Source organism: Amycolatopsis sp. NPDC004368, from assembly GCF_053602515.1.
The window spans coordinates 36,104-48,132 of record NZ_JBSGDT010000008.1 but is presented as its reverse complement, the minus strand read 5'-3'; the positions used below and the strand labels follow the sequence as shown (position 1 = coordinate 48,132).

Here is a 12,029-nt window from a genome sequence, read left to right as displayed (position 1 = left end):
TGTGATCAGTGCGAATTTGGTAACCAGTCCTCGACGCGGGCTGGAAACATCGCGTTCACAGTTGTTCCTCCCGGCGAAACGATGAGCGAAATCCTCGGGCCGCCGGACGAGAAAGGCAGGTAGGCCGCATGACGGGCCCTTTGTCCGGGATCCGGGTTCTCGACACCGCCACCCTGTTCGCCGGCCCGCTGGCCGCGACGCTGCTGGGTGACTACGGCGCCGAGGTGATCAAGATCGAGCACCCGAACGGCGACCCGGTTCGCAGCCACGGCGCGCAGCGTGACGGCGTCGGCCTGTGGTGGAAGATGCTCGGCCGCGGCAAGAAGGCCATGACGCTCTACCTCGGCTCCCCCGAGGGCCAGGAGGTCTTCCGCAAGCTGGTGGCCGACGCCGACGTCGTCGTGGAGAACTTCCGGCCGGGCACGCTCGAGCGCTGGGGCCTCGGTTACGACGAGCTGAGCAGGATCAACCCCGGCCTGGTGCTCACGCGCGTGACCGGGTTCGGCCAGGTCGGCCCGTACGCCAAGCGCCCGGGCTTCGGCACGCTCGCCGAGGCGATGAGCGGGTTCGCCGCCATCACCGGCGAGCCCGACGGCCCGCCCACCCTGCCGCCGTTCGGTCTCGCCGACGGCATCGCCGCGCTGACCACGGCGTTCGCCGTGATGACGGCGCTGCGGGCCCGTGAGCAGACCGGCCGCGGCCAGGTCGTGGACCTGGCCATCATCGAGCCGATCCTCACGCTGCTCGGGCCGCAGATCATCGCCTACGACCAGCTCGGCACCCTGCAGCCGCGCACCGGCAACCGGTCCACGAACAACGCGCCACGCAACACCTACCGCACCCGCGACGGCAGCTGGGTCGCGATCTCCACGAGCGCCCAGTCGATCGCCGAACGCGTGATGCGCCTGGTCGGACGCCCCGAGCTGGTCGACGAGCCGTGGTTCGCCAGCGGTGCCGAGCGCGCGAAGCACGCCGACGAACTCGACGATGCCGTGGGTTCCTGGATCGCCGAGCGCGACCGCGACGACGTGGTGAAGGCGTTCGAGGAAGCCCAGGCCGCCGTCGCCCCGATCTACACAGCCGCCGACGTGATGACCGACCCGCAGTTCGCGGCACTCGGCAGCATCACGACCGTCGACGACGAGGAGCTCGGCCCGGTGAAGATGCAGAACGTGCTGTTCCGCCTCTCCGAGACACCCGGCGCGATCACGTCGGCCGGCGCGCCGCTCGGCGCGCACACCGCGGAGGTCCTCGGCCGCTACGGCTTCGGGGAGCCGGAACTGGCTTCGTTGCGCGAAAAAGGCGTGATCAAGTGATCCGCTCCTGGCTGTACGTGCCCGGCGACCGGCCCGACCGGATCGCCAAGGCACTCGCGGGCCCGGCCGACGCCGTGATCGTGGACCTGGAGGACGCCGTCGCGGTGGCGGCCAAGGACGAGGCCCGCCGGACGATGGTGAAGACGCTGGCCGAAGGTGCGTCGTTCTTCGTGCGCATCAACGCCCCCGGGACCGACGCCGGCGAGGCGGATCTCGCCGCGCTGGCGGCTTCGGACGCCAAGCCCGCCGGGGTGCGGGTGCCCAAGGCCGAGGACCACGACGAGCTGCGGCGCGTCGCCGACCTGCTCGGGGTTCCGCTGTACCCGACTCTGGAATCGGCGCTGGGGGTGGAGAACGCGCTGGTGCTGGCCACCGCGCACCCGCTGGTCGCCGGGATCTCCCTCGGGGAAGCCGATCTCGCCGCGGACCTGCGGGTGGCGGGCGGGGACGCGTTGGTGTGGCCGCGATCACGCGTCGTCGTGGCCGCGCGAGCGGCCGGGCTGCCGAGCCCGGTGCAGAGCGTGTGGACGGCCGTGCGTGACCTCGACGGGTTGCGCGCGAGCACCGAAGCGGGCCGCCGCGCCGGGTTCTTCGGCCGGTCGGTGATCCACCCGGCCCAGATTCCCGTGGTGCACGAGGTGTGCGCACCCGATCCGGCCGAGACGGCGTGGGCGCGTGAGCTGCTCGGCCGGCTCGAGGCTTCGGGCGAGGGCGCCTGGATCGATGACCACGGACAGTTCGTCGACGCCGCGATCGTGGCCCGCGCCCGGCGGGTGCTGGAGAGCGCGGAGTCGGGAAAAAAGCACAGTGAGGAAGGCACGCACTCATGACACGTACCCAGGATCCGTTGCTGGCGGCGGTTTCCGGCGGGGTCCGGCTGATCGAGCTCGGTCAGCCGTTCTTCACCGGGATGCCCTGCTCGCCGAACCATCCCGGGTTCCGGATGACCCTGATCCGCCGCCACGGCGACATGCGCCGGCCGGACGGCGGATCGGCCGCCAACGAGATCATCGTGACCGGCGGGCACGTCGGCACCCACATCGACGCGCTTTCGCACGTCAGCCACGACGGCGAGCTGCACGGCGGCATCGACGCGGCCGAGGCCCAGCAGGGCGGGGTGTTCCGTTCTCACGGCGCCGAGCACCTGCCCGGTCTGCTGCGCCGCGCGGTGCTGCTGGACGTCGCCGCAGTTCACGGCGTCCCCACACTGGAACCGGGTTACGGCGTCACGGCCGAGGACCTGGACGCCGCGGCGAAGCACGCGGGTACCGAGCCGGGTCCCGGTGACGTCGCGCTGATCCGCACCGGCTGGGCGCGCAACTTCGGAGACACCACGGCGTACCTGGGCAAGGACACGGGTGTGCCGGGTGCCGCGACGTCGGCGGCCGAGTGGCTGGCGGAGCGCAAGATCGCCGCGACGGGCGCGGACACCACCGCCTACGAGCAGATCCCGGCCGGTGCCGGCCACGCTGTGCTGCCGGTGCACCGGATCCTCCTGGTGCAGTCGGGGATCTTCATCATGGAACACCTGAACCTCGAAGCCGTGGCCGAAGAAGGGCTGTCGGAGTTCGTGTTCGTGCTGGCGCCGTTGCGGATCGTCGGCGGCACCGGCTCCCCCGTCCGACCGCTCGCGGCGGTGTCGGCATGACGCAGACCATCGTCGGGCGCGTCGCCGAGTTCGCCGCTTCGGTGCGGGCCAAGGGATTGCCCGCCGAGCTGCGCGACGACGCCGCGCGGCGCGTGCTCGACGTGCTGGGCAACAGTCTCGCCGCCACCTCCGAGCGGCCGGCCCAGGCGGTCGGCGCGCTGGTGCGGGAGTGGGGCGGGTCCGGCCGGGCCACGGCCATCGGGCTCGGGGAGAAGCTGCCCGACCCGAGTGCGGCCCTGCTCAACGGCACACTCGCGCATTCACTCGACTTCGACGACACGCACCTGCCCTCGGTGCTGCACCCGTCGGCCTCGGTCGTGCCGGCCGCGCTGGCCGTCGCGGAGTCGCGCGGTGCCACGGGCGCGCAGCTGCTCGACGCGATCGGCGTCGGGGTCGAGATCACCGTGCGCCTCGGGATGGCGGGCTACGACGAGGAACTCGGCAACTCGGTGTTCTTCGAGCACGGCCTGCACGCCACCGCCATCTGCGGCGCGCTCGGTGCGGCGGCTTCGGCGGCCATGTTGTCCGATGTGGACGAATCCGGCATCGCCGACGCCCTCGGCATCGCGGCCAGCATGGGCTCCGGTCTGCTGGAGGCCAACCGCACGGGCGGCACTGTGAAGCGCGTGCACTGCGGCTGGGCCGCGCACGCCGCGGTGACCGCCGCCGGCATGGCGCGCCACGGCATCACGGGTCCGCCGACCGTGCTGGAGGGCCGGTTCGGGTTCCTGCAGGCGTTCTGCGGTGACCAGGCTCACGTGGACGCGATCGTCGACGGGCTCGGCACCCAGTGGGAACTGCCGGGGATCTTCTTCAAACCGTATCCCTGCAACCACTTCACGCACGCGGGCATCGACGCCGCACGCCGGCTGCGGGCCCGCGGCGTGGATCCGGCCACCGTTGCCCGGTTGGAGCTCGGCGCGCCGACGGCCGTGCTGCGCACCATCGCCGAGCCGCGTGAGGACAAGGTCCACCCGAAGTCCGGTTACCACGCGGCGTTTTCCGGTCCTTACACGGTCGCGGCGGCGTTCCTCGGCGGCGGCGGGCTCGGCGTGTTCCACGAGGACTTCACCGACAAGGCCGCCGCGAGCCCCGAGCGGCTCGCGCTGGCGGCGAAGGTCCACTGTGTCCCGGACGAGCGCTGCGACGAGATCTTCCCGCACCAGTTCCCGGCCGTGCTGCGCGCGCGGCTGACCGACGGGACGGAGCTGGAAGAGCGCGTGGACGTGAACCGCGGCGGACCGGAGAACCCGCTGTCGGCCGAGGAGCTGGCGACGAAGTTCCGGCTGAACGCCACGCGGGTGGTCACCGAGTCGGCGGCGGATCGGATCACGGAGCTCACCTACGGGCTGGCCGGTCTGGGCGATCTGTCCGAGCTGACCGGGCTGCTGCACGCTTGATCGGCCGGTGGAGGGCCGCTTTCCCGGCGGCCCTTCACCGGAAATTGCCGCGATAGGCCTGCGGGCTCGTGCCGACCACGCGCTTGAAGCGGTCGCGAAACGAGGTCGGCGAGCCGAACCCGACCTCGCCCGCGATGCGGTCGACGCCGTGGTCGGTGGCTTCCAGCAGGTGCTGCGCCCGGCGGATGCGGGCGCGCAGCAGCCACTGCAACGGGCTGGTGCCGGTCTGCTCGCGGAAGCGGCGGTTGAGCGTGCGGCCGCTCATGCCGGCGTGGGCGGCGATGTCGTCGAGCGTGAGGTCTTTCGCGCAGTTCTCGTCGAGCCAGCGCAGCACCGGCTCCAGCAAGGAGCCGCGGGGCGTGGGCGGCTGGTCGTGGACGATGAACTGCGCCTGGCCGCCCTCGCGTTCGAGCGGCATCACCGAAAGGCGCGCGGCGTCGGCGGCCACCGCGGAGCCGTGGTCGCGGCGGATCAGGTGCAGGCAGAGGTCGAGCCCGGCGGCGGCGCCCGCCGAGGTGAGGATGGTGCCGTTGTCGACGTAGAGGACGTCGGCGTCGACCTCGATCTCCGGGTGCCGCGCGGCGAGCTCCGGCGCGGCGGCCCAGTGCGTGGTGGCGCGTCGGCCGTCGAGCAGGCCGGTGGCGGCGAGGACGAACGCGCCGGAACAGATCGAGGCGATGCGCGTGCCCTTCGCGGCGGCCGTGCGCAGGGCGGCGATCACGTCGGCCGGCACGTCTTCGAGCTCGTCGCGCCCGGGCACGATGATCGTGTCCGCTTCGGCGAGCGCTTCGAGGCCGTGGTGCGGCTGGATCGTGAACGCGCCGGCCTCGATCACCGGCGCTGGCCCGCAGACGCGCACGCGGTAGGCGGCGCGGCCGTCGGCCAGGCGCGTGCGCGTGAACACCTCGATGGGCGTGGCCAGGTCGAAGGGCACGACCTTGTCCAGGGCGAGGATCACCACGGAGTGCATGGCGGGATTCTAGTGGTCACCGGTGTTCTCGCCAACAGCTCGCCCTGCAGTGTGACTTCCCGGAGTTCACACCGGCTTCGCTCAGCGGGTATAGCGTGAACGGCGTGACGCCGATCTTCCAGCTCTCCGACGAGCACGTGACCGCGGAAGCCGCCCTCGACCCCGTGGCGGCGACGATGCGCGGGATCACCACCCCCGATCCCGCCACGCTCACCGACTTCTCCCCCGACGGTTTCGAGGCGCGCGCCGACCTCGCGCGCCGGACGCTCGCGACCCTGGCCACGCTCGCTCCCGAGTCGGCCGAGGACCGCATCGCCGGCGCGCACCTGAAGGAACGGCTCGAGGCGCAGCTCGCGTGGCACGACCTCGGCGAGCCGCTGCGCACGGTCAAGGCGCAGTTCGGCGTGCTGACTTCGTTGCGCGACACCGTGGACATGCTCCCGCGCACCGGCGACGACGACTGGCACGTGATCGGCGTGCGCCTGGCCGGGGTCGAGACGATGCTGGCGGCCTGGCAGACGTCACTGCGCGCGGGTCTCGACCGCGGTCTCGTCGCGGCGCGCCGGCAGGCCCTGGAAGCCGCTTCGCAGGCCGACCGGTTCGCCGGCGTGCACGAGTCGCTCGTGGCGGCCTACGGCGACGGCCCGCTGGCGGCCGACCTGCGCTCGGCCGCCGACGCCGCCCACCGCGGTTACGCCGAACTGGCCCGTTTCCTGCGCGAGGACTACGCCCCGCGTGCGACCTCCGTCGAGGGCGTCGGCGCGCAACGGTACGCGGCCGGCGCGCGGCTGAGCCTGGGTGCGGACATCGACCTCGCCGAGGCGTACGAGTGGGGCTGGGCGGAGCTGGCGCGCATCGAGCAGGAGCTCGCGGCGGAGGCGGCCCAGGTGCGTGCGGGCGCTTCCGTGGCCGAGGCCATGGCTCTGCTCGACGAACAGTACTTCGTGGACGGTGAACCGGCCTATGTGGACTGGCTGCGCGCCGCCCACGACCGCGCGATGGCCGACGCCACCGCGCACTTCGACATCCCGGAGCCCCTGCGCGCGATCGACGTGACCCTCGCCCACGGCTCGGCGTCCGGCGCGCCCTACTACACCGGCCCCAGCGAAGACGGTTCCCGCCCGGGCCGCACGTGGTGGCCGCTGGGCGGGCGCTCGCGCTTCGCCGTCTGGTCCGAGCTGACCACCGTGTTCCACGAGGGTGTGCCGGGCCACCACCTGCAGATCGGCACCGCGAAGCTCGCCGCCGACCGCGTCAGCCGCTTCGCGCGCGTGCACTCGGTCAGCGGCCACGCCGAGGGCTGGGCCCTCTACGCCGAACGCCTCGCGGACGAACTCGGCTGGTACACCGAGCCCGGCACCCGCCTGGGTATGCTCGCGGGTTCCGCCATGCGCGCCGCCCGCGTGGTGATCGACATCGGTGCCCACTTGGACCTCCCGCTGCCCGACGGCTCCCGCTGGGACTTCGACACCGCCTGCCGCGTCCTCCACGAACGCGGCCTCGCGGCGGAACACCGCGTCCACGCGGAAGTCGTCCGCTACTTCGGCTGGCCGGGGCAGGCGATCGCGTACAAGCTGGGGGAACGCTCGTGGCTGGCCGCGCGCGCCGAAGCGGCTTCCCGCCCGGAGTTCTCGTTGCGGCAGTGGCATCACGATGCGTTGGGGGTGGGTCCGGTGGGGTTGGCCGCGTTGCAGGACGCGTTGCGCGGTTAGCCCTCAACCACCGCGTTTGCGCTGGTGCTCCACCACATCCAGCAGAATCGTCTTGAACTGCGTGTACACCTCACGCCCCAACCTCCGGGCGTGGCGTTCCTGCATGGCCGCCATGATGCGGTCGGCGGCGCGCATCTCGGCGAGGCCGCGTTCGGTGGGGCAGATGAGCTTGGCGCGGCGGTCGACGGGGTCGGGGCGGCGCTGGACGTAGCCGAGGGACTCCAGTTCGTCGATCATGGTGCCGATGACCTGTTTGTGCTGGCCCGAAAGGCGGGAGAGCTCGGTGGCGCGCACGCCCTCGGGGTCGAGGTAGGCCATCACGGCGCCGTGGCGGGGGTGGAGGTCGGAGAAGCCCTGGGCGGCGAGCGAGGTGAAGAGTTCGCGCTGCACGGCGAACAGCAGCCGGCCCGCGAGGACGCCCAGGTCGGGGTGCGATTCGTTCTTCTCGGCCCGGCTGACCAACCCTGCCGCCTCCTCCGCGTCGTCCGGCGGCGGGGTCCCGCTGACCGGTGAAGAGGGAGTCTAGGCGAACGGTCAGTCACGGTCCTCGGGGTTGACGTAGCCGTCTTCGAGCAAACCGTGGCGGCGCACGACGGTGTCGAGCGCGGTGACCCAGTGCCGGTAGTACTCCCAGCGGCCCTTCGTGTCCTCGGGTGCCGACTGCCAGGAGCCGATGGCCGCGACGAGCTCGCGCTGGAAGTCCTCCCACGCGTAGTGGCCGAACTCCGACAGGGCCACCGCGAGGCCGAACGCGCGGCGCTGCCACTCGGCGTCGAACACGGGCTGGCCGAGGTCGGTGGAGCAGGACGAGTGGAACTTGACGTGGCCGGACTCGTCGTAGTCCAGCGTGCCGATGTCGATCACTTCACACCGCCTGACTCGCGAGGGCGACGCCGATCATCGACTCGGTCGTCACGAGTTCCGCGAGCTGTTCCTCGCTCCAGCCCTCGGTGCCCGCGGGCCGCGCGGGCACGACGAACCACCGCGAATGCCCGCTCGAGTCCCACACGCGCACCTCGGTGTCGTCGTCGAGCTCCACCCCCAGCTCGCCCAGCACAACTCGCGGCTCGCGCGCCGCGCGAGCGCGGAACACCGGGTCCTTGTACCAGTAGGGCGGCAGGCCCAGCACCGGCCACGGGAAGCACGAGCACAGCGAGCAGATCACCAGGTTGTGCACGCCGGGCTCGTTGATCACGGCCGCGATGTGCTCGCCCTCGGCGCCGGCCATGCCCTCGGGCAGGTCGAGCTGCGCGATCGCCCGCGGGGTGTCCGTGGCCAGCAGCCGCGCGAACTGCGGGTCGACCCACGCGCGCGCCACGATCTTCTTGCCGTTGAGCGGTGTCATCTCCGACTCGAAGTAGCCGAGCACCTTGTCCACAGTGGACCCGGTGATCACGCCCTTCTCGATCAGCAGCGCTTCGAGCGCCTTCACCTGCGCGGCGCTCGCCTCCTCGCGGTCCGCGGGGTAGGAGAACAGTTCGCTCATCGGTTGCCATCCCTGGTCAGGTAGGTCTCGTACAGCTCCGCGTACAGCGGGCCGGCCGCGCGTTCGGTTTCCTCGCCCCACAGCTCGCCGGGCTCGAACCGCACGATGTACACCGCCATCGGCTCCCCGAGCCCGTCTCCGCCGGTCGACACGAAGTACGAGTAGTTGCCCTCGAACACCCGCTCCACGCGGCCGCGGTGCCCTCGCAGGTAGCCGGGCAGCCGGGTGTGGTCGGTGGCCGGCGGGTTCTTCACCACGACCTCGTCGCCCACCGCGAACGCCGGGGTCGCCGGGCCGCGCCTCGGGGTGTCACCGCGACGCAGGTAGTCGAGCACCTGGTCGTCGACCTCGTCGGCCTGCGCTTGCGGCAGCTCGGCCTGCGGCTGCTCGCGGAAACGCTGCGTGGCGGCGTCGAGCTCCTCCCCAGCCACTTCTCGTAGTAGCGGAACTTGAAGTACTCGAACGGGTGCATCGCCTCGGCGCCCGAACGCAGGTGCGCCCACGTCCACGTGGTGCGGAACGTGGTGGGCACCGCGTCGAGGTCGTAGCCGGCGACGGATTCGCGCAGTGAGGCGCTCAACCCCATCATCGCCGCGTGGATGCCGAAGATGCGCTTCTCCCAGTCTTCGACGAAAACCCGCTTCTCGTAGTCCAACGGGAACCCTTCGAGGCCCTCGAGACCACCGAGACCGTGCTGCAGCTTCATCCCGGACACCGCCTTCGCGTCGACCACGAAGCTAACACCGCGTAACCGAACGACAGCGGACACGCAGCCCACACATCCGGCCCTTTCCCATGACCGGGGGCCGTCGTAGATTCCCAGGGTGGGCCTGTCGACACCGCGTGTCCCGGTCGCCGTGCTCGTGTTCGACGGCGTCCGGCTGCTCGACGTCACCGGCCCGCTGGAAGTCTTCGACGTCGCCGCCGAGCTGGGCACCGGGTACGTGGTGACCGTGTGTTCCCCCGACGGCCGCGACATCACCACGTCGAGTGGTCTGCGCCTGGGCGTCGACCGCGCGGCGGCCGACGTGTCCGCCGTCGACACGCTCGTGGTGCCCGGTGGCGAGTGCCTGGTGAAACCCGGCGCCGACGACGAGCTGCTCACCGCGATCCGCCACCTGTCCCGCGGCGCGCGGCGCGTCACGTCGGTGTGCGCGGGCGCCTTCGCGCTCGGCGCCGCGGGGATGCTCGACGGCCGCCGCGCCACCACCCACTGGCGCCACGCCGACACGCTGCAGGACCGGTATCCGGCCGTCGAGGTCGACGCCGAGGCCATCTACGTGCGCGACGGCCGCGTGCTCACCTCCGCCGGCGTCAGCTCCGGCATCGACCTCGCGCTCGCGCTGGTCGAGGAGGACGCCGGCGACGTGCTGGCCCACGAGATCGCGCGCGAGCTGGTGGTGTTCATGCGCCGCCGCGGCGCCCAGCCCCAGCTTTCCGTGCCGGCCCGCACCCCCCGGCCCCGCCGCGACCTCGTCCGCACCCTGTGCGACGAGGTGGCCGCCGATCCGGCCGGCAACCACTGCCTCACGAGCATGGCCCAGCGGGCCGGCCTCAGCACCCGCCACCTCTCGCGGCTGTTCAAGGAAGGCACGGGCCAGACACCGGCCACCTACGTCGCCGCGGTGCGCCGGGAAGCGGCCGTCGCACTGGTGCTGAGCGGCGAGACCGTGGCAGCCGCGGCCCGGCGCAGTGGCCTGGGCAGCGACGAGACGTTGCGCCGGCACCTGCGGGCGCACCCGGAGGACTAGCGGCCGGCCCGGCTGTTGATCTTCGTGGCGTCGGCCACAGCGCTGAACCGATCGCGATGAAAGTTGATCTTCCGACGCGTGGAAAGGTTGATCAACATGATGCAGCATTGAATGGTGAGAAAGTAACCGGAAGTGCAGGGAGTTTCCGGTGCCCTCATCCGCTGTCCCGAAAACCGGGACAGCGAGCTCCTCACACGGACGAAAGCATGGTTATGTCGAAGAAAATGTTCTCCAGGGCAGTCACGTTGAGCATCGCGGCCGCCGCCATCGGCGGCAGCCTGGCCTTCGGCGGAGTGGCCCAGGCGAGCCCAGCGACCAGTGCGGCACCGAGTCAGGTCGTCGACTGCTCCGCAGCCCTTCAACGCTATAACGACGAGCACGAACAGTACCTCCGGTTGATGAATGAAGCCACGACGGCTCAGCAGAACGGCGACAACGCCACCGCCGATTCGCTCCGGAACACGGCGAACGACCTCAAGAACCGCGCCCAGGCCGACCCGGACTTCCAGAGCTGCGACATTTACGCCGGCAACGAGCAGCCGATCAACTGGTGACCGCCGGAATCCCAGGAACCCGGGTTACCTGAAAACCACCACCGGGCCGGCGCCGAATTGCGGCGTCCGGCCCGGCGGCCTTCAGTCCCGTACGGGCGAATGCGCAGCGCACGCGTCGCACATGCCCCACCACGTCACCTCGGCCTCGTCGACGCGGAAGCCGGGCGCGGTGACCGGGTGCAGGCACGGCGGGGCGCCGACGGCGCACGGCACGTCCTGGATCGCGCCGCAGCCGCGGCACACGAGGTGGTGGTGGTTGTCGTGCCGCTGCGGTTCGAAGCGCGCGGGTGAGCCCGCGGGCTCCAGCGAACGCAGGAGGTCGGCGGCGATGAGGTCTTCGAGGACGTTGTACAGGCCCTGGCGGGAAAGCCCGCCGGCGGCGCCGTCGGCTTCGAGAGCCACGGCGAGCTCGGCTGCCGTGGAGTGCGGGTGCCGCTCGACGGCGGCCAGCACCGCGCGCCGCTGCGGCGTGTTGCGCAGGCCCTTGTCGCGCAACCGCACCCCGAATCCGTCCATTCCGGCAGCGTACCCCAGAATGGACTGCATCAACTCTGGCGTGCAGTAGCTCACAGCCGACCATCCTGAACAGCACTCCACCTGGGGCGACATCCCGGCCAGGGCCACACTTGACTGCCTCAGACAATTGACTCCATCAACTCTGGGGACTACAAAGGTCGTGTGCCCACGACTCCCGCGGTTCCCCAACACGGCCACCTCGACGCCGGCGCCCGCCTGCGCCGGGCCGGCCTGCGCGTGACCACCGCCCGCCAGGTCGTGCTCGAAACCCTCGCCGAGCAGCCGCACACCACGGTTGCCGAGCTGCTCCCCCACGTGCGCCACCGCCTCCGGTTCGCGTCCACGCGGGCGGTGCACGACGTGCTCGCCACCGGCGTTTCCGCCGGGCTCGTCCGGCGCTTCGACACCGTCGGCGTCGCGCAGCGCTACGAGCTGACCGGGCCCGCCCACGGTCACCTGCTGTGCTCGAACTGCGGCCGGCTCGACATCCTCGGCACGGGTGAGGACTCCCCGATCCGCACCGGCGTCTGCTCGCGCTGCGCCCCCGACGGGCACGCGCACCCCGAACCGGCCCGCTGAGCGGGATTCCGCCACACCCCGTCGTCGCTCGGGTGCGGTCGGCCAGCGTGCCGTCTCGAATCGATCTCGGCGCCCGCCCAGGCACGAGCGCTTGTGT

The 12,029-nt window shown here is 71.6% G+C and carries 14 protein-coding genes and 1 pseudogene; 8 read left to right on the top strand and 7 right to left on the bottom strand.

Features of this window, described 5'->3' with window-relative positions; all coding sequences use genetic code 11:
* Positions 1-128 precede the first annotated feature (128 nt).
* The 4 genes from ACWEOE_RS14265 to ACWEOE_RS14250 are packed head-to-tail and all read left to right on the top strand — an operon-like array spanning position 129 to position 4,364.
* The gene (locus ACWEOE_RS14265) at positions 129-1,316 is read left to right on the top strand and encodes a CaiB/BaiF CoA transferase family protein (protein ID WP_452008346.1); all 1,188 of its coding nucleotides are present in this window, start codon (positions 129-131) and stop codon (positions 1,314-1,316) included.
* Positions 1,313-2,146 (top strand): HpcH/HpaI aldolase/citrate lyase family protein, encoded by an 834-nt coding sequence (locus ACWEOE_RS14260; RefSeq protein WP_452008344.1) that lies wholly within the window; start codon positions 1,313-1,315, stop codon positions 2,144-2,146. Before ACWEOE_RS14265 ends, ACWEOE_RS14260 begins: the two co-directional genes overlap by 4 nt.
* The gene (locus ACWEOE_RS14255) at positions 2,143-2,964 is read left to right on the top strand and encodes a cyclase family protein (protein WP_452008342.1); all 822 of its coding nucleotides are present in this window, start codon (positions 2,143-2,145) and stop codon (positions 2,962-2,964) included. Before ACWEOE_RS14260 ends, ACWEOE_RS14255 begins: the two co-directional genes overlap by 4 nt.
* Positions 2,961-4,364: an MmgE/PrpD family protein gene (locus tag ACWEOE_RS14250; protein WP_452008339.1), complete on the top strand. Its 1,404-nt coding sequence runs from the start codon at positions 2,961-2,963 to the stop codon at positions 4,362-4,364. The genes ACWEOE_RS14255 and ACWEOE_RS14250 overlap by 4 nt, the downstream gene beginning before the upstream one ends.
* A 34-nt stretch (positions 4,365-4,398) precedes the next feature.
* On the opposite strand, the gene ACWEOE_RS14245 is transcribed toward ACWEOE_RS14250, so the two are convergent.
* Positions 4,399-5,334: a GlxA family transcriptional regulator gene (locus ACWEOE_RS14245; RefSeq protein ID WP_452008337.1), complete on the bottom strand. Its 936-nt coding sequence runs from the start codon at positions 5,332-5,334 to the stop codon at positions 4,399-4,401.
* Between the two features lie 104 nt (positions 5,335-5,438).
* On the opposite strand from ACWEOE_RS14245, the gene ACWEOE_RS14240 reads away from it, so the two are divergent.
* Positions 5,439-7,046 (top strand): DUF885 domain-containing protein, encoded by a 1,608-nt coding sequence (locus ACWEOE_RS14240; RefSeq protein WP_452008334.1) that lies wholly within the window; start codon positions 5,439-5,441, stop codon positions 7,044-7,046.
* Between the two features lie 3 nt (positions 7,047-7,049).
* Here the strand turns inward: ACWEOE_RS14240 and ACWEOE_RS14235 are convergent, their stop codons facing one another.
* The 5 genes and pseudogenes from ACWEOE_RS14235 to ACWEOE_RS14215 all read right to left on the bottom strand — a co-directional run.
* Complete coding sequence (locus ACWEOE_RS14235) at positions 7,050-7,508, bottom strand: MarR family winged helix-turn-helix transcriptional regulator (protein WP_452008332.1); 459 nt, start codon at positions 7,506-7,508, stop codon at positions 7,050-7,052.
* A gap of 72 nt (positions 7,509-7,580) precedes the next feature.
* Positions 7,581-7,910, bottom strand: coding sequence for a nitrile hydratase accessory protein (locus tag ACWEOE_RS14230; protein ID WP_452008330.1), 330 nt, complete (start codon positions 7,908-7,910; stop codon positions 7,581-7,583).
* Position 7,911: 1 nt separating this feature from the next.
* Complete coding sequence (gene nthA, locus ACWEOE_RS14225; RefSeq protein ID WP_452008328.1) at positions 7,912-8,532, bottom strand: nitrile hydratase subunit alpha; 621 nt, start codon at positions 8,530-8,532, stop codon at positions 7,912-7,914.
* Positions 8,529-8,963, bottom strand: a complete 435-nt coding sequence (locus ACWEOE_RS14220; protein ID WP_452008817.1) for an SH3-like domain-containing protein — start codon at positions 8,961-8,963, stop codon at positions 8,529-8,531. Before ACWEOE_RS14220 ends, nthA begins: the two co-directional genes overlap by 4 nt.
* Before the next feature lie 50 nt (positions 8,964-9,013).
* A pseudogene (locus ACWEOE_RS14215) lies at positions 9,014-9,238 on the bottom strand (nitrile hydratase subunit beta); the annotation flags it as partial.
* A gap of 118 nt (positions 9,239-9,356) precedes the next feature.
* Here ACWEOE_RS14215 and ACWEOE_RS14210 point away from each other — a divergent pair.
* The gene (locus ACWEOE_RS14210) at positions 9,357-10,283 is read left to right on the top strand and encodes a GlxA family transcriptional regulator (protein ID WP_452008325.1); all 927 of its coding nucleotides are present in this window, start codon (positions 9,357-9,359) and stop codon (positions 10,281-10,283) included.
* Between the two features lie 206 nt (positions 10,284-10,489).
* The gene (locus ACWEOE_RS14205) at positions 10,490-10,837 is read left to right on the top strand and encodes a hypothetical protein (RefSeq protein WP_452008322.1); all 348 of its coding nucleotides are present in this window, start codon (positions 10,490-10,492) and stop codon (positions 10,835-10,837) included.
* A gap of 81 nt (positions 10,838-10,918) precedes the next feature.
* Here the strand turns inward: ACWEOE_RS14205 and ACWEOE_RS14200 are convergent, their stop codons facing one another.
* Positions 10,919-11,353, bottom strand: coding sequence for a Fur family transcriptional regulator (locus ACWEOE_RS14200; protein ID WP_452008319.1), 435 nt, complete (start codon positions 11,351-11,353; stop codon positions 10,919-10,921).
* Positions 11,354-11,515: 162 nt separating this feature from the next.
* Here ACWEOE_RS14200 and ACWEOE_RS14195 point away from each other — a divergent pair, with 162 nt between their 5' ends.
* Positions 11,516-11,932 (top strand): Fur family transcriptional regulator, encoded by a 417-nt coding sequence (locus ACWEOE_RS14195; RefSeq protein ID WP_452008316.1) that lies wholly within the window; start codon positions 11,516-11,518, stop codon positions 11,930-11,932.
* Positions 11,933-12,029: the final 97 nt, after the last annotated feature.

Excerpts from the sequence above, each read along its gene's own strand:
- ACWEOE_RS14265 (WP_452008346.1), top strand. The coding sequence starts at position 129 with ATGACGGGCCCTTTGTCCGGGATCCGGGTTCTCGACACCGCCACCCTG.
- ACWEOE_RS14255 (WP_452008342.1), top strand. The coding sequence starts at position 2,143 with ATGACACGTACCCAGGATCCGTTGCTGGCGGCGGTTTCCGGCGGGGTC.
- ACWEOE_RS14250 (WP_452008339.1), top strand. The coding sequence starts at position 2,961 with ATGACGCAGACCATCGTCGGGCGCGTCGCCGAGTTCGCCGCTTCGGTG.
- ACWEOE_RS14245 (WP_452008337.1), bottom strand. The coding sequence starts at position 5,334 with ATGCACTCCGTGGTGATCCTCGCCCTGGACAAGGTCGTGCCCTTCGAC.
- nthA (WP_452008328.1), bottom strand. The coding sequence starts at position 8,532 with ATGAGCGAACTGTTCTCCTACCCCGCGGACCGCGAGGAGGCGAGCGCC.
- ACWEOE_RS14205 (WP_452008322.1), top strand. The coding sequence starts at position 10,490 with ATGGTTATGTCGAAGAAAATGTTCTCCAGGGCAGTCACGTTGAGCATC.
- ACWEOE_RS14200 (WP_452008319.1), bottom strand. The coding sequence starts at position 11,353 with ATGGACGGATTCGGGGTGCGGTTGCGCGACAAGGGCCTGCGCAACACG.